Annotated in this window: 16 protein-coding genes; 7 read left to right on the top strand and 9 right to left on the bottom strand. The window is 43.7% G+C overall.

Annotated elements, in window-relative coordinates:
* Window positions 1-48: 48 nt before the first annotated feature.
* The 6 genes from MKX59_RS00970 to MKX59_RS00945 form a co-directional block, all read right to left on the bottom strand.
* Window positions 49-936, bottom strand: coding sequence for a class I SAM-dependent methyltransferase (locus tag MKX59_RS00970; RefSeq protein WP_340857349.1), 888 nt, complete (start codon window positions 934-936; stop codon window positions 49-51).
* A gap of 245 nt (window positions 937-1,181) precedes the next feature.
* Window positions 1,182-1,553 carry a DMT family transporter gene (locus MKX59_RS00965; protein ID WP_071558016.1) on the bottom strand — a complete coding sequence of 124 codons (372 nt, stop codon included), beginning with the start codon at window positions 1,551-1,553 and terminating at the stop codon, window positions 1,182-1,184.
* A complete protein-coding gene (locus MKX59_RS00960) occupies window positions 1,553-2,104 on the bottom strand; it encodes a TetR/AcrR family transcriptional regulator (RefSeq protein WP_340857347.1) in 552 nt (183 codons plus the stop codon). Before MKX59_RS00960 ends, MKX59_RS00965 begins: the two co-directional genes overlap by 1 nt.
* 240 nt (window positions 2,105-2,344) lie before the next feature.
* Window positions 2,345-3,301, bottom strand: a complete 957-nt coding sequence (locus tag MKX59_RS00955) for an endo-1,4-beta-xylanase (RefSeq protein ID WP_071558015.1) — start codon at window positions 3,299-3,301, stop codon at window positions 2,345-2,347.
* A 323-nt stretch (window positions 3,302-3,624) separates the two neighbouring features.
* Window positions 3,625-4,563: an alpha/beta hydrolase gene (locus MKX59_RS00950; RefSeq protein ID WP_071558014.1), complete on the bottom strand. Its 939-nt coding sequence runs from the start codon at window positions 4,561-4,563 to the stop codon at window positions 3,625-3,627.
* A 24-nt stretch (window positions 4,564-4,587) separates the two neighbouring features.
* Window positions 4,588-5,649, bottom strand: coding sequence for an LLM class flavin-dependent oxidoreductase (locus MKX59_RS00945; protein WP_071558013.1), 1,062 nt, complete (start codon window positions 5,647-5,649; stop codon window positions 4,588-4,590).
* 318 nt (window positions 5,650-5,967) lie between these two features.
* Between MKX59_RS00945 and MKX59_RS00940 the strand changes: the two genes are divergently transcribed.
* From MKX59_RS00940 to MKX59_RS00930, 3 genes are all read left to right on the top strand, one after another.
* Window positions 5,968-6,549 carry a TetR/AcrR family transcriptional regulator gene (locus MKX59_RS00940; protein WP_023991067.1) on the top strand — a complete coding sequence of 194 codons (582 nt, stop codon included), beginning with the start codon at window positions 5,968-5,970 and terminating at the stop codon, window positions 6,547-6,549.
* Between the two features lie 226 nt (window positions 6,550-6,775).
* Complete coding sequence (locus MKX59_RS00935) at window positions 6,776-7,222, top strand: GNAT family N-acetyltransferase (RefSeq protein ID WP_023991068.1); 447 nt, start codon at window positions 6,776-6,778, stop codon at window positions 7,220-7,222.
* A 403-nt stretch (window positions 7,223-7,625) separates the two neighbouring features.
* Window positions 7,626-9,071, top strand: coding sequence for a DEAD/DEAH box helicase (locus tag MKX59_RS00930; protein ID WP_340857342.1), 1,446 nt, complete (start codon window positions 7,626-7,628; stop codon window positions 9,069-9,071).
* A 63-nt stretch (window positions 9,072-9,134) separates the two neighbouring features.
* Here the strand turns inward: MKX59_RS00930 and MKX59_RS00925 are convergent, their stop codons facing one another.
* Complete coding sequence (locus MKX59_RS00925) at window positions 9,135-9,647, bottom strand: HEAT repeat domain-containing protein (protein WP_028540941.1); 513 nt, start codon at window positions 9,645-9,647, stop codon at window positions 9,135-9,137.
* 253 nt (window positions 9,648-9,900) lie between these two features.
* Between MKX59_RS00925 and MKX59_RS00920 the strand changes: the two genes are divergently transcribed.
* Together MKX59_RS00920 and MKX59_RS00915 are read left to right on the top strand one after the other, a co-directional pair.
* Window positions 9,901-10,491 carry an RNA polymerase sigma factor gene (locus MKX59_RS00920; RefSeq protein ID WP_076295173.1) on the top strand — a complete coding sequence of 197 codons (591 nt, stop codon included), beginning with the start codon at window positions 9,901-9,903 and terminating at the stop codon, window positions 10,489-10,491.
* Entirely contained in the window at window positions 10,452-11,519 is a 1,068-nt protein-coding gene (locus MKX59_RS00915) for a DUF4367 domain-containing protein (protein ID WP_023991072.1), read from the top strand. Before MKX59_RS00920 ends, MKX59_RS00915 begins: the two co-directional genes overlap by 40 nt.
* A gap of 92 nt (window positions 11,520-11,611) precedes the next feature.
* Here the strand turns inward: MKX59_RS00915 and MKX59_RS00910 are convergent, their stop codons facing one another.
* Window positions 11,612-12,187: a histidine phosphatase family protein gene (locus MKX59_RS00910; RefSeq protein ID WP_023991073.1), complete on the bottom strand. Its 576-nt coding sequence runs from the start codon at window positions 12,185-12,187 to the stop codon at window positions 11,612-11,614.
* A gap of 189 nt (window positions 12,188-12,376) precedes the next feature.
* On the opposite strand from MKX59_RS00910, the gene MKX59_RS00905 reads away from it, so the two are divergent.
* Together MKX59_RS00905 and nudK are read left to right on the top strand one after the other, a co-directional pair.
* Entirely contained in the window at window positions 12,377-13,561 is a 1,185-nt protein-coding gene (locus MKX59_RS00905) for a MerR family transcriptional regulator (protein ID WP_023991074.1), read from the top strand.
* 1 nt (window position 13,562) lies between these two features.
* Window positions 13,563-14,525: a GDP-mannose pyrophosphatase NudK gene (nudK, locus tag MKX59_RS00900; RefSeq protein ID WP_340857339.1), complete on the top strand. Its 963-nt coding sequence runs from the start codon at window positions 13,563-13,565 to the stop codon at window positions 14,523-14,525.
* A 70-nt stretch (window positions 14,526-14,595) separates the two neighbouring features.
* Here nudK and MKX59_RS00895 read toward each other — a convergent pair whose 3' ends face one another.
* The gene (locus tag MKX59_RS00895; protein WP_028540945.1) at window positions 14,596-15,519 is read right to left on the bottom strand and encodes an AraC family transcriptional regulator; all 924 of its coding nucleotides are present in this window, start codon (window positions 15,517-15,519) and stop codon (window positions 14,596-14,598) included.
* Between the last annotated feature and the right edge of the window lie 124 nt (window positions 15,520-15,643).

The raw sequence follows: 15,643 nt of genomic DNA, 5'->3' as shown, positions 1-15,643 counted from the left end.
AGATTCTGAAGGGCAAGGGGAATAAATAGAAGCTACATGACAAAACGATTAATACATGTGGTGATTCTTTATACGGACCAGAACTTTACCAAAGCGTCCTCCTTGCTGAACAGGAATTCTCTTTCCTGCGTACGTCCTTCTTAAATAAGTTTCGGCCTTCTGTAATGACTGTTCATCTGTCGGCATCCCGAAGAATGAGAACCAGCCTAATGTATGTTTTACCGCCTCGTCCACCGACATCATTACCGTTTGGGTTTCACGAGTAATCAGGGTTTGAAAAGAATAGCCATATATATTTAATAGTTGGATGATATATGCCATATCTGACGTTTGTACTAGGTCCTCTTTTATTCCGACTACAGGGCGCAATTCCTGAATCAGACTATGCTCCTTAGGCCCAGCACTCGTACTGATGTAACAAAACTGGCTGGCACAGGCGAGCGCCTTCTCTACCATTTCCCAACCGAAAATGGCTGGACACATGGATGCAAACACCAGATTAAATTTGTTTTGCCATCCGTTCGTCTCAATAGATAACTCCTCAAATTGTTCCCGCACGATTTTAATGTTTTCCTTTATCGATGGCTTAATACTCTCTTCCATTAAGGCTGTCAACGGTCCTGAAGGCTCAACGGCAGTAACATTTGCCCCTTCCTCTGCAAAAGGAATACTGAAGACACCCGAGGCAGCACCAATATCCAGGATAGAGGAGTCTTTAATGGTAAGTCCCTGTGTCCTTAGCCATCCCATAATTCTGGCTGTTCTCTTTATTCCCTCTTCATTAAATGCCTGCTTGTGGAAGCTTCTTGCCCTTGCCATATCATCAAACGAATGAGCCGGTACCGTTCCCGCTCTAAGCATTCGATTTACACCAGCTTCCGGATCGTTTATCCAAGCAGCCTTCCATACTTCGGGATCAAATAAAGACTGGGTCATTAATTAGACTTCCCTTCTACTAATTAGATTTTAAAGTCTACTAATATCTACACCTTGCTTCCGTATGGTGGTAAATATGAAACACCCTACAATCGACATTATAGACTTATTATATCTGCAATTCAATCAAAAAAATTTAAATGACTAAAAATTCATACCCTCACGCCGTGCGGCACAAGAACTTTCTCGACGAATGCCCTTATGCCTTCAAGCGTGTTTATATCCTCGGTCCGAAAATCTTTATCTCATTTTTGAACGATTGGACTAGTTGCTTCTGTTGTAGCTTTTGCCTCACCATGTCCTGCACCAAATAGGTTCAGTACCACCACGCCAATAACAATTAAAGCAATACCTGCGATACTTCCTGTATTGATTTTTTCTTTCCAAATCAATACTGAAATAAGCGTTGTAGCAACAGCCCCTACACCTGACCAGATGGCATAAGTCATATTTAAAGGAAGCGTCTTAAGGGATAGAGAGATAAAGAAGAAAGAGATCACAAACGCAACAATTGTGAATAGAGTCGGATACAATCTGGTAAAACCTTCTGAAGCTTTAAGCATTGAAGTTCCAATAAGTTCACCAACAATAGAGATTGCCAAGAAAAGATAAGCCATTATTCATTCTCCTTTATATATGTCTTCAATTCTTCCATCATTTTTTGCCTCATTTCCTCATTAGGAGGAGCAAGCCCAAACATTTCGGCAAACCACAAACCGTCTATAGCTAATCGGACTATCGTGGAACGAACGGGATCCAATTCGTCGTTTTCAATTTTGTTTTGGATATTCTCATACTCGTCCTGAAGTAACTTTAGCATTTGAGGGTTCGTAAACTGTGCTGCTGAAAGAGCGGTATACAGGTCACTTGCATTCCGATCGCCAGAAAATGATGTATTCATATAAGCGCGAGTCCATCTTCCTTTGGAATGCATATCGTTTTCTGCTCTCTCATTAAATTCGGAGACAAAGCTGGTCGATAGTTGCTCAACCATTCCCAAAACCAATTCATCCTTATTCGGAAAATGGTAAAGCAATCCTCCTTTACTTATTCCCGCTTTCTTAGCCACCGCTTCTAACGTTAACTTCTCTACTCCTTCTTCGTGCACAATCATGGAGGCCGCTTTAAGAATTAATTCTCTTTTTAATGTTTTTTTAGTTGTACTCATATTGATCACCCCTCTTTACTATACCGTCCAGACGGTTTTATTTCAAGTGGGTTAAAGTTATGGATTGGGTATGTAAGCCTAATTGAGTTGGATTAGGTTTTGATACGTTAGGTTTAAGCTAAATAAAAAGAAGCCTTGGGCGTATAACATTTCAGCCAAGACTTCGTCAAATAAACATCTACCCAGCCCAGACATTTGGGAAAATTTCGCATCTGTTGGGTTTTAAGTGCCACCTATAGCTTAACTCTGCACATATTGTCTCAGCCATTGGAGCGCGGGGCGTTCCGTGCCGTTCGAGTTCAGCAGATGTGTATTCGATATCCAGGTTTGCCCCTGAATGTATCCCCAGAGCGTAACTCCCTTCACCGCGGAATGCTTCCATAATACCGGAAATTTCTCCTTGTATCTGGCAAGCTGGGTGTTGTCGTCGCCAGTTATATCCAGTTCCGACACATAGATTGGCAATCCTGTTGCCGCCAGTTTGTTCAGTACAGTGTTCATCGTGTTAACTGAAACAGTGTCCATGCTAAACTGGTGGCATTGAATACCAATTCCGTCAATCAGGCCTCTGCTCTTGAGCTGATTAATAATATTGACATATTGGTCGGTTAACGAGGGATCGTTGATAATTCCATATTCATTAATCATCAGCTTGGCATTTGGAAAGGCTTGTCTTGCCTGTTGGAACGACCATATGACCCAATCCCATCCGGTCGATCCGTCACCGCCTATGGCATTGCGGAAGGATGGCTTCTGATGCAGGGGCTCATTCACCACATCTATAAACTCCGCATTCGGATAGCGTTGGCCTGCTGCTTTAATCCACTGGGTCACTTCCGCCTTCTGATCAGCAGCCGACAGTCCGCTAATCCAACCTGGCTCCTGAGCACCCCATACCAATGTATGGAACTTGAACGGGAAGCCATTGTTACGGGCATAATTGTAGGCGGTATCCGCCTGCGACCAGTTCATGTTGTTACGACTGCCTTCAACCGACCCCCATTTGGTCGAATTCTCTGGCGTCACCTGGTTCCAGTATGTTCCGAAACTTGCAGGGACACTTCCAGCAATGATATTCCCGAGGAATTTGTCACCGTTCGCCATACTGGCACTAGCCGGGTTTATCAGAACTGATGATAACAACACACCCGCCAACGCCAAGCTGCTTACCAACTTGCCCACTTTAAATTTCGACATACAATCTCCTCCTCATACGTATAGTTTTTTAATATCCTCGACTCTAAATAAATCGCTTACATTTACAATTATAAGAATGAAAGGTTATTATCCGCTACATGTAAAAGTAAAGATTTTACCCGAAAAACTTTACATCATTGCGGGGCGACTGAACACCTGATGCTCCTTTAACACATCGTTTCGGTTAAAATCTAGCCTCGTATCAAACGACAAAAAAGATTACTGCAAAAAGTGATATGCTCCCCTTACAGTAGCAAGTTTTATTATTTAACCTGTCTACTTTTTTGGAAGCATATCACTTTGGAGACTGCCCATTTAATAGTTTAAGAATTAAGGGCTCGTGCAATTGCATCTACATAACTTTGGCTAGCACGTTGGCTTACTTCTGCTTGCGGAACCATCCCCTCAAAGTTGTGGAATGTGCCGGGATACAGATGGAATTCAACGTCTACCCCAGCTTGGGCAAGGCGTGTCACATATTCAATCGTCTCATCTCGGAACAGATCGAGCTGGCCAATGCACGTATAGGTCGGCGGTAGCCCAGCCAAGCATTCCGCTCTCGACGGCACAGCGTATAGGGACACCTCGGTGTCTTCAGTACGATCCCCCAAGTACATGTTCCAAGCCGCCAAGTTGTTCTTCCGGTTCCATGGTGCGTTATCGGCCGTAATCTCATGACTTGACGCCGTAATACTACGGTCATCGATCATCGGATACAGCGGCATTTGGAAAATGAGGGCTGGCCCGCCTTTGTCACGGGCCATTAAAGCAAGTGCTGCGGTCAGACCGCCGCCCCCACTTGCTCCGGCAATTGCGACTCGATCTAAGTCGATGCCCAGCAGCTCAGCTTCATCGGTCATCCACGTCAAAGCGGCATAACAGTCATCGATGGCAGCTGGGTAGGGATGCTCGGGAGCAAGTCGGTAATCGACCGATACGACGACGCATTTGGCCGCCTGCACGAAGCGTTCGCACAAAGCATCGTCCATATCAGGATGCCCCATCACATAGCCTCCCCCGTGAATCCACAGCATGGCCGGAAGCCTAACGTCAGTTCGCTGGGCAGGTTCGTAGATTTTAACTAATATCTCGCCTGCTACGCTCGGAATCATCCGGCTTGTCGTGCGTACGTGCTTCGACTGCTCAATGGGAGGACTCGACAAATAGCTTCTACTCAGTTCTAAATTTTCTTCCAATTGAAATCCAGGAAATTGTGCAATTACCGACCTAAATTCTGGGTACAAACGATTTTCAAAATCCATGTGAATCACTCCTATGTTTGGTTTTTATAATCTTTTTTCCGTCTCCGCTTCCCACTGGGCTATTTCCTTCCGAACTCGGGGTGCTACCTCTGTTCCCAGCAGCTCAATGGCTCTCATCACCTCGGCATGCGGCATTGTACTTAACGGAACATACAGCATAAAGCGTGTAACACCTACATGTTTGCGAAGGTGAATGATCTTCTGGGCAACAGTCTCAGGATCGCCAACATACAGCGCACCTTCAAAGCTGCGCGCGGCATCGTAGCTAGAACGATCATAATGCGCCCAGCCCCGCTCCCTGCCTAATCTATTCATACCTGCCATCGTAGAAGGGAAATATGTATCTGCAGCTCGTTCATTATTCTCTCCAACAAATCCTATCGAGTGCGATCCAACCTTAAGCTGCGATTCGTCATGACCAGCGTGCGCTGCTGCCTTCTTATAAAGCTGTACAAGCGGTGCAAAATTCATCGGATTTCCACCAATGATCGCCAACATCAAGGGCAGCCCTAACAGACCTGCACGGATAGCAGAATCCTGCCTGCCCCCGCTGCCAACCCATATCGGTAAAGGATTCTGAACCGGCCGTGGATACACACCCAAATTGTTAATCGCTGGCCGATGTCCGCCTTTCCAGGTTACTTTTTCGGACTCCCGTATTTTAAGAAGCAATTCCAAATGTTGTTCAAACAGCTCATCATAGTCTTCCAAGTCATAGCCAAACAGTGGAAAAGATTCAATAAAGGAACCTCGGCCCGCCATAATCTCCGCACGTCCATTCGAAATACCATCCAGCGTAGCAAAATCCTGAAAAACGCGAACGGGATCAGCTGAAGAAAGCACTGTGACTGCACTGGTCAGCCGAATCCGTTTCGTCTGCGCTGCAGCCGCTGACAGCACAATTGCTGGTGAAGATGCCGAATAATCCTTCCGATGATGCTCACCTACCCCAAACACATCAAGTCCCACTTGATCAGCAAGGATAATTTCCTCGACAACTTCGCGCAATCGCTGTGCGTGACTTATCACTTCACCTGTCTGAACGTCAGGCTTTGTTTCTACAAACGAAGTAATACCTATCTCCATGGTCCATCTCTCCTATTCTAATAGCTTTCTTTGTATGACAATCAAATACCGATAAAATATCATACCGATCGGTAATATATTTTTCCCAGTAAATATAACTCATTAAAAAGAATACTGTCAATAAATATAGTAAAAATACTTTGTTTTATCCTCATACTGATATCTCCTTGGTGCGATAAACCAATCTGCATTTGACAATATAACAGGCTAATTATAAGATAATAACATACTAATTGGTACGCAAATAAAAAACTCTGACAATTATGATCAGAGCTATTGAGTTAAGAATAAAATTACGAGCAATGAGAGGTATTGATTATGGGACGAATCCGCGAATTTGACGAAGATAAAGTATTAGATGCAGCAATGCAAATATTTTGGGAGAAGGGATATGAAGCTACCTCGCTGAGTGATTTAACTTCCAGAATGGAAATTCAACGACCTAGTATATACTCCACTTTTGGAGGCAAAAAAGAATTGTTCGAAGCTGCGCTGCGCAAATACATGATGTCCCGTGCTTCTCTGATCCGAGCCAAGCTTCAAAGCAAACCATCTGTAAAAGAAGCATTTCGAGCTTTTTTTGAAGGTGTGGTCGATGAGGAATATACAGAAAACCCTAGAAAAGGATGCTTTTGCATCAATACAATGGTTGAACTTGCACCCCATGATGAGAAGTTTGAAATTCTTACAAGGGAACATCAAATGTACCTATCGGTTATATTTCAAGAAACCATTGAACGAGGTATACAATCAGGTGAGCTTGAGATCGGGCTCAATGCGAAGGCTGTATCACAGGCGCTAGTCGTATCGTTAATTGGACTAACCGTAATGATAAAGTCTCGTCCAGAACGATCATTTATTGATAACACGATAGAGGTGACACTTACACTTCTTAAGTAATTCGGAGTGAATTCAATTTTACCGAATGGGTGTATTCTCGACGCACATGTCCCTCAGCGCAACAAAGGCTGCCGGATACATTTTCTCGGCAGCCTTTGTTGCGCCCATATTACATACTTCTTCGCATTTACATGAGTTCAAAAGATTCTTTCACTGATCTTAATTTTGAATATATATACTTTATGATATATATTAATTCAAAACTAATGAAAAGGGAGTACATCTAATGTCATTTTTAATAAGAAACGCTAAGCCTGATGATTTAAACAATTTAACCGAGTTAATGTATGAATACATCGTTGGTTTTTATCAAAACCCTAGGCCACCTATCGAAAAAATTCATAATTTGATTCAAACCCTTTTTGAGCAGCAAAACGGTATACAATTTGTGGCGGAACAAAATGGAGAATTAATCGGCTTTGCTACATTATTCTTTACCTTTAGCACGATGAAAGCAGACAAAATCACCGTTATGAACGACCTATTTGTATTGGAACCATTTAGAGATACAGAAGTAGAATCACAGCTTTTTTTAGAATGTCAAAAGTACTCACAAAATCATGGGTATGCTCATATGACCTGGATAACTTCTACTGAGAATAAACGCGCTCAAATTTTCTTTAAAAAGATGGATGCTGTCCAAGGGAGAAATTGGGTTCACTTTTCATCGTAACAATACTTTTGATACGGTTTTCCGCGCTAACGGCAGTTCAAAGGGCACCCGATTGGGTGCCCTTTGTTCGTAACACATGTTTTCACGCATGCGGATATGGAAATGCCGATACAATTGAAGATAAGTAATTCTCCATGAAATTGTTCAACGTAGATCCATATGGGGTAAAGTTTGTTGGTCGTTAAATTGCGAAATAGCTCAGTCGACCAACACATCAGATGCCATACACAAGAAAATGGACGAGCCCTTCGTTAAACGCTCCAAGGATACGATTAGACAAACAGTAACATGGATATGTATTAGAGTAAGCCTGGATATAGAGTATACTAGATGAGTATAAGTTCGATACACGATGACATTATATATGTATTGGTATTCAAATACAGCGCAGAAGAGGTTGAAAATGAGTCAGAAGCATTTTACAGATTACGCATTAAGTGAAGAAATTGTAAGAGCGCTCAATAGCTTGGGCTATGAGACGCCAACAGAGATTCAAACGGAAGTTATTCCTGTTGCGCTTGAGAAGAAGGATCTTGTCGCCAAATCGCAAACAGGTAGCGGCAAAACAGCAGCATATGGTATTCCAATTTGTGAGCTAGTAGATTGGAATGAGAATAAGCCCCAAGCTTTAATCCTGACGCCAACCCGTGAACTCGCGTTACAGGTCACCGAAGACATCACGAATATTGGACGCTTTAAGCGGATAAAAGCAACACCCCTTTATGGAAAACATCCTTTTCATATCCAAAAGGCTGAGTTAAAACAAAGAACGCATGTGGCTGTAGGTACGCCAGGACGTGTACTGGACCATATCGAACGAGGCACGCTATCGTTAGATCGGATTGCCTACCTCGTGATTGATGAAGCTGACGAGATGCTGAATATGGGCTTTATCGAGCAAGTCCAGTCGATTATTCAAGCGCTGCCTAGTGACCGGGTTACAATGCTATTCTCCGCTACCTTCCCTGAGGATGTAGCCACACTGTCACGTAAATATATGAAAGATCCTGTTAGAATTGAGATTAAAGCGACTGGTATAACGACCGCCACAATTGATCACTCTCTTATTCAGGTGAAGGAGTCAGACAAGCTGGCACTACTGCAAGATCTGCTCATTGTTGAGAATCCTGACAGCTGCATTATTTTCTGTCGTACGCAGGAGAATGTAGATACATTATTCAGAGCATTGGCTGATCTCGAATATCCATGTGATCGCATTCATGGTGGCATGGAGCAAGACGAGCGATTTGAGGTAATGAATGCATTCAGAAGGGGTCAATTCCGTTACTTGATTGCGACAGATGTCGCCGCCAGAGGGATTGATATCACGAATATCACCCATGTCATTAACTACGATATTCCCCTTGAGAAGGAAAGCTATGTTCACCGCACAGGACGTACGGGACGTGCTGGAAAAACAGGGAAAGCCATTTCCCTCATCACTCCTAAGGATGGCAGAAGATTAGTTGATATTGAAGCATATATTGGATTCGCGATTCCGCAGGTAAAGGCCCCCTCAGAAGAGGCTGTTGATCTCCGTAGAGAAGATTTTGAGCAGAAACTGCATGTAAAAACCGCACTCAAAAAAGATAAGCGCGAGCAATTAAACCAACAGATTATGAAGCTGAACTTTAACGGCGGTAAGAAGAAAAAACTCAGAGCTGTCGACTTCGTGGGGACCATCGCTAAGCTTGACGGAGTCACCGCAGATGATATCGGAATCATTACGATTCTGGATTATGCGACAGATGTTGAGATTCTGAATGGTAAAGGTCCACTGGTGCTTGAAATTATGAAGAATACGACCGTAAAGGGTAAGCTGTTAAAGGTACGCAAAGGGAATAAGTAGAAGATACGCTGCATTAAAGAGGGTGAGGCAATCCCGCCCAGCATAGCCGATGGTTTTCGTTAGCTATACGGGCGGGATTGCCGAGTTTATCTCTTGATCATTTAATTCATCTTTCCATTTTTTCTGCAATGCAATTAATGCCCTTCTTCTGACATATTCGTGCTCATCATTCGAGAGCTTAGACAAAAGACTATTTACTTCATCCCTCATTCCTTTTACTTCACCTAATCCATAGGCTATTTGCCATCTGGCTTCGTAATCAGAGTATGTAATTGCACTGTAGGCTAAAGACAAAAATATTTTGGGTTGTACAATTAACAACTGCAATACATTCTCAACTTCATTATCCCTTGCCAGTGTATATAAGATCAGTTCATAAACTTCTGTCTGCCATTCAGCTAATGAAGTATGTTCTAACACTTCCTCAACAGCATTATAAAGCTTATCCCAATAAAGATAATTCGTTTCCCATTCTCCATGTTTTTCAGCTATGCTAGCTCCCCATTGTTTGAATGTTATGACTTGCTCTTGAAGAGTGCGGAATAAAGCATTTTCTCTATTATCATAAAACCCCATTTTCCATCTCCTTTTTTCTTTACAATCTATTTCCACTTTTTTGATAGGTATATTTCATCATTCTATTTATTTCCACAATAAAAATTCAAGCTCTATGAAATCAACAACGTTGGTGATAATTGTTCTGCTTTATCGTATTCTCTTAGAGAGTTGATTAATACTTAAAAAATTTTAGAAAAGGTGTCCCTTTCGGTCCTCTTCATTTGTTATACAGATATAGTTTTCTTTTTAATCAGAGGGGGTGCCTAAATCTTTGAATGAGGAAATCGAATATAGAATTAAACGGGTCCAAGCTGGCGAGATCCAGGATTACGCCTACATTGTAAAGGAGTATCAGCGTCAGATTTTTGTGTACTGCTGGCGGATATTAGGAAGTGAGCAAGAAGCGGAAGAGGCTGTACAGGATATTTTCGTTAGTGCTTTCGAGAAAATCAGTATGTACAAGCCCACAGTGGGCTTCTCCTCCTGGCTGTATAAAATGGCTTATCATCACTGCCTGAACCTGATTCGCAGGAAGAAATTACAGCGCAAATTTAAAATGACCCTGTTCACCTCAACTAACATGACTTCAGACAGTGCTGCGCAGGTTATGGAACGTCAGCTTTTCAGTGAACCGCTGAGCCGGGCATTGGACCAACTGAATGCAGAGGAGCGAAACCTGTTGGTGCTGCGCATCTTTGAAGAAAAATCGTTTGGAGAAATCAGGGAAATTATGAACAAAAGCGAGGAAGCGATCAAGAAAAAATACGGCAGAACAAAAACAAAGCTCAAAAAAATGATGGAGCCCATAGAGGAGGACCCAAAATGCGTGAATTACAAGACAGAACTCAGGAACAAGGCCTGAAATACACCGATCTAAAAGACAGAGGCTTAAAAAACATGGACATGCTGACAGAACCAGAGAGTGTCCTAAAAATCCAAGCTTTTGACGTCTCTGATAAAGTGATGGAACAGGTCTACCAAAAGGCGAAATCCAAAAAGGGACTCATTGTAAAAATGCGTCTTCAGCCGCGCATCACCGCTCCTATCATGATCTTGCTTTTTGTATTGAGCGCCTCTGTGACTGGATACGCCGCTTCGCAATATCTGGAATTCCGTAACAGTAAAGGCGATGTCGTATTAAATACCGCCAAAACACCAGCCGAAACGGACGCTTCCAAAACGTATACAACCACCTACACACAGTGGAACGAAGAGGTGACAGACCGTCTACAGCCTGGAGAGTATGCCGCCTATTACGTTAAGGACGATTCTATGAATCAACAAAATTCGTCTAATCCCGTCCTGTTTGCCTACAAACCGACTGAACTTTCTAGCTTCAGCAGTCTGCAGGATGAAATCAAGCGGACAGAAGCTCCGCTGTTGCATAGTCCCACTCATCTGCCGAATGGCTACCGGTTTGATTTCGGATACGTCTACCCAGTCGCTGCATATCCTGGGATGATGAACAAAGAGGAATATCGGGCTTTAACGGATAAACTGACGCAACAGGCTAAAGCTGCACCGAAAGGTGAAAATCTGTTTATTCAAAAGCTGAGCTGGGACAAGTCAGACTTCACCCTCGCCCGGTATGCGAGAGGAAATGACTATGTAAATATCGCCGTCACCAAATACGCTCCCGAAGTCACAAAGACGACCGTGATGCAAAATGAACAGGATTCGGCTGAGGAACTGATGATTAAAGGAACCAAGGCCTATTACATCAGAGCAAGCGAAACAAGCAAGCCCTTGGAGGTAGGAAAAAATCGACTGGGATGGCTCGATGAAAAAAGACGGTTACACTACAACATATCTGATAACCAGGACAGCCCGCTGAGCAAAGAAGACCTGGTAAAAATAGCTGAAGATTTGCTTAACGGTTCACCGCAATAGCTATAAAAGAAAAATTTTGAAGAGAGACCATCCCTTTTTTAAGGGTGGTCTCTCTTTGAAGAATAGTCCTTATACCTTTTCCTCACAAACTATTACGGCATGTTCCACAATCTTTTTACCTCAACTAATTCCTGATCATTGAATTCCATTCTGTATACGTCTGGTTTGGATGTGTGTAGTAAAAAATTCAAATCATACTGCTTGTCATAATACTCCATCATTAAAGTCATTACAGCTCCATGAGTGCCTAATGCGACTTTCTGTCCTCGGTAGATTTTTAGCAATTCCTTTAAGACTGTTATACTTCGGTTCTGACAAACTGCATTAGACTCTCCTCCCGTTAAAGCAAAGTTGGGATCAGAAAATGACTTATCTAACAAAGGGAATAATTCATCATCGGGGATTCGGTTATCTTCACTAGAAAAAATTCTTTCTTTAAGATCCTCGAATATTAAAACTTCTTGTCCTGAGCATTGAGCTAATTCTTGAATGGTTAGGATTGCCCGTTGATATGGACTTGAAACGAAAACCTCGATCCCCTCTCCTCTCAATAATTCAGTTATTTGAAAAGCATCTGACTTGCCTTTATCAGTCAAACCTCTTGTTCTTTCATTTCCTTCCGTCTTCGGTGATTCGCCATGTCTCACCATGTAAATGAAAGTTTTCATAGTAGCCTCCATGAAGAGCTGATGAATTTTTATTACATGATATTCGTGACTAACTGCCAAGTTACCTTTTGCTAGGGTGGTTTTCTCTTGTTTCTTATTGCATAAATTTTTCTTGAAGGTGACGTTACGTCATTTGCTATACTGACTGAGAACGACATGCTAGAGCAATCAATTGGATGTGAGCAATGGATGGACAAAGAGAACTATCTGACGACAGGACAGCTTGCCAAACGTACAGGGATAACGGTCAGGACACTGCGATATTACGACCAAATTGGACTTCTGAGTCCAGGAGGTCATCGCACTGGATCCATAAGACTGTACAACATGAAAGATATGGAAAGACTACAGCGAATTCAGATGTTGAAGTATCTAGGGTTATCGCTTCAAACAATAATGGACATTTTAGATGCAGAGTCGCCATCCAACGGAGAGATCAGACACTCGTTGCAAGCACAACTCGATGTTTTACAAAAGAAAATTGCTCATACAGAGCACGTAGTACATGCAATACGAGATGCTATGGAAATGTCGGCTTATGGCTCCGATTGGAACCATTTGGCGGATGTTATTCAAACCGTGCAGAGTGAGCAAAATTGGGGGGAGCAATATCGGACGGCGAACCGCCTGCAAACGCGGATACATCTTTACGACAAGTACAGTACAAATCCCCAAGGCTGGCATCGTTGGATCTTTGAACAACTGGAGGTCCAACCGGGAGCCCACATTCTCGAGTTGGGCTGCGGCGACGGGACCTTTTGGATAAGAAACGCCGAACGAATTCCAAGCAGCTGGCGTATCACGCTTACCGATATGTCAAGCGGGATGGTGGAAGAAGCACGTTGTCGCTTGGGAAGCAACAATCCGCAGTTTAAGTTTTTATCTGTTGACGCGCAACAGATCCCATTCCATGAAGAGCAATTCGATATGGTTATCGCTAACAACATGCTGTACCACGTGCCGGACATCCCTAGAGCAATCCGCGAGATGCACCGTATCTTAAAGCAAGGAGGTATAGTATGCACCTCTACAATGAGCACTCAACACCTACAAGAGGTCGAACACTTGGCGGTTTCGTTCGATCCTGAGCTTCATGTGTTGGATCATGCTATTAAACGGTTCCACCTGGATAACGGAGGGGACTTGCTGTCTTCTTGCTTTTCCGATCTTCGGTTGCTTCGATACGAGGACTGTCTGTTGGTCGACGAAGCGGAACCCCTGATCGAATATATAATCTCGACTCCGATGAACGCAAGAGAGCGACTTGTCGGAGCGGCTATTGACAAGTTTCGAGACCACGTCAATCGGCTTCTGCAGCAGAACGGAACTCTCGAAATGACTAAAGAGAACGGAATCTTTCTAGGGAGGAAATGAGATGAAGTCACTACAGTATCACCCAAGAGTACGGATTGTAAAAGAAGAGCTTCTATCGGATAACTGGTACATCTTAAATAAGGTCACATTCGAGTTTGAAAAAAATAATGGACAATGGGAGACACAATCCCGTGAAGTGTACGATCGCGGCAACGGCGCAACGATCCTGCTCTATAATCAGCACAAACAAACCGTTGTACTGACCAGACAGTTCCGGATGCCTACTTATAGGAACGGCAATGAAACTGGGATGCTTATCGAAACCTGTGCAGGACTACTCGATAAAGAAACACCGGAAGAAGGTATTCTTCGGGAGACGGAGGAGGAGACGGGATACCGTATCGACCGTGTGCAGAAAGTTGGCGAGGCCTATATGTCACCGGGCTCCGTAACCGAAATCCTGCACTTCTATGTAGCCGAGTATAGTGAAGATATGACAACGGGTGGCGGTGGTGGCCTTGAGGAGGAGCAGGAAAACATTGAAGTGATGGAACTCCCGTTTGCTCAAGTGCTAAACATGGTCGAAAGCGGTGAGATTCGTGACGCCAAGACGATAATGCTGCTCCAATACGCTCAGATCCAAGGTCTCTTGAAAGTGAAATCGAAACCGCTTCATATCCTTATCGCAGGCCCGTATCGATCTGGAACGAATGATGATCATGTATTAATTGAGAAGAACGTCAACTACATGAATGAAATTGCTCTTCAAGTTTACGAGGCTGGTCATATGCCGGTGCTGGGGGAGTGGTATGCTTTGCCCCTTATCGCGACAGCTGGTTCCACTGCTTTAGGAGACGAGACTTTTAACAGAATCTTTCATCCGTCTTCCATTCGCCTGCTTGATTGCTGTAACGCCGTGCTTCGGGTTGGAGGACCCTCTCAGGGTGCCGATGAAATGGTAAGGGTGGCGAAAGAGAAAGGATTGTTGATTTACGAACGGCTCGACGAACTTCCGTTGGTGTGATATATCCTCTTTGACCAGACCAAAGACAACTTGCCTCTGGGCATCCTCCACGGATCACCCGAAGAAACTCTCAATCAACTGAGACACTAAGGGAATTACGCAAATGTGTAACATCACTCATCGGCGGACGTCCAAACATGCGTCCATATTCCCGGCTGAACTGTGATGGGCTCTCATAGCCAACGCGAAAGCCTGCAGTGGCGGCTTCCAATCCCTCCGAGAGCAGTAAGCGGCGTGCAGTCTGCAATCGAATGGCCTTCTGATACTGCAGAGGACTTATAGCCGTTACCTTTTTAAAATGCTTGTGTAAGGAAGAGGCGCTCATGTTTACTTCCTTCGCCAATTCTTCGATCACAAGAGGCTTAGAGTAATCGCGGGTTATCAGATGGATCGCTTTGGAGATGCTATGTGCATAGCTACCAACTACGGCAAATTGCCTGATTAAAGCCCCCTGCTCACCTTGTAATACACGATAAAGGATCTCGTGCGTGATAAGCGGCGCAAGAAACTGAATATCCGCAGGCGTATCCGAAAGTCTGACAAGCCGAAGTAGCGCATCAAGCAGCAGAGGGTCAAATTGGCTCACCAGTATGCCGCGTCCAGTCTTTACGGTACATTGAGGAGGACTCTTCTTGATAATGTCCAGGATGACGTCTGGACTAATGGATAATTGAAGACTTAGATAAGGGAGCTCCGACGAGGCCTGAGTTATTTTACCAGTTACGGGAAGCTGAACTGATGTGACCATGTAAGTTGTTGGATCGTACACATAGTTTTCTCCAGCCAGCATTGCTGTCTTTGAGCCTTGTGCAACCACGTACAGGGAGGGCATATGGACCGTATGATTCAGCTCGGACACATCGCTTGCACGTCTGAAATAAAGTCCTGGCACAGACGAGACAAACGTACCATCCGAAGACGCATGTTGATGAATTAAATGAATCAGTTCTTGTAGATTCGTAGAAATATCAGAGGGGGGAGGAGACGAAATCATTCATGCTTCACCGTCCTTTCCGTTGAACGCTAATATTGATGTGCTAATTATATGCACGCCGAATAGGATTAGGCAAGAATTGGACTTGATCGGTCTACCTGTCTCAATCGAATTCTACTTAAAA

It is taken from the genome of Paenibacillus sp. FSL R7-0340 (assembly GCF_038002205.1).
Lineage (GTDB): Bacteria > Bacillota > Bacilli > Paenibacillales > Paenibacillaceae > Paenibacillus > Paenibacillus polymyxa_B.
The sequence above is the reverse complement of the archived record's forward strand: the minus strand, read 5'-3'. Positions and strand labels throughout refer to the sequence as shown.